Source organism: Rhodococcus sp. B10 (assembly GCF_011770055.1).
Classification (GTDB): domain Bacteria; phylum Actinomycetota; class Actinomycetes; order Mycobacteriales; family Mycobacteriaceae; genus Rhodococcoides; species Rhodococcoides kyotonensis_B.
The window spans coordinates 1-440 of the sequence record NZ_JAAFYV010000101.1 but is presented as its reverse complement, the minus strand read 5'-3'; the positions used below and the strand labels follow the sequence as shown (position 1 = coordinate 440).

The 440-nt window shown below is 64.8% G+C and carries 1 protein-coding gene; it reads left to right on the top strand.

The features are described from left to right. Positions 1 to 106: 106 nt before the first annotated feature. Positions 107 to 440: hypothetical protein (locus RhoFasB10_RS25840; protein ID WP_206031384.1), on the top strand; the 334-nt coding region annotated here is incomplete at its 3' end.

Sequence of the window (440 nt, the reverse complement as noted above, 5' to 3'; positions counted from 1 at the left end):
GTGCCCGGCATGCTCCCCGTCAAGAACCTTTCCTGGCGCGCACGGCCGCTGCTGCGCACAAAGACGGTTTGTTAGAATGCGGCGGAGTATAACGGAACCGATTCTCATGAACAGACTGCTGCGTCAGACCGCTGCAACCCTGGCTAGCCTGCTTGCGATGTCCGCGGCACCGGCCTTCGCCCAGACCGCCGGCTTTGCCTTGCCGGCCGACTTGATGCCCAGCACGCAGCAGGCGCCGCAGGTCGCGCGCCAGAAACGCATCGACGATGCGTTGGCCAAGAAGCAATACACCGAGGCACTGGCCGAGCTGGACAAGGACGTCGCTTCTCAACCGCGTAACGCGCAGGCACGCTTTCAGCGCGGCGTGGCACTTGCCGGCCTGGGCCGCGCTGACGATGCCATCGTCGCCTTCAGCCAGATGACGCAGGACTTCCCGGAAC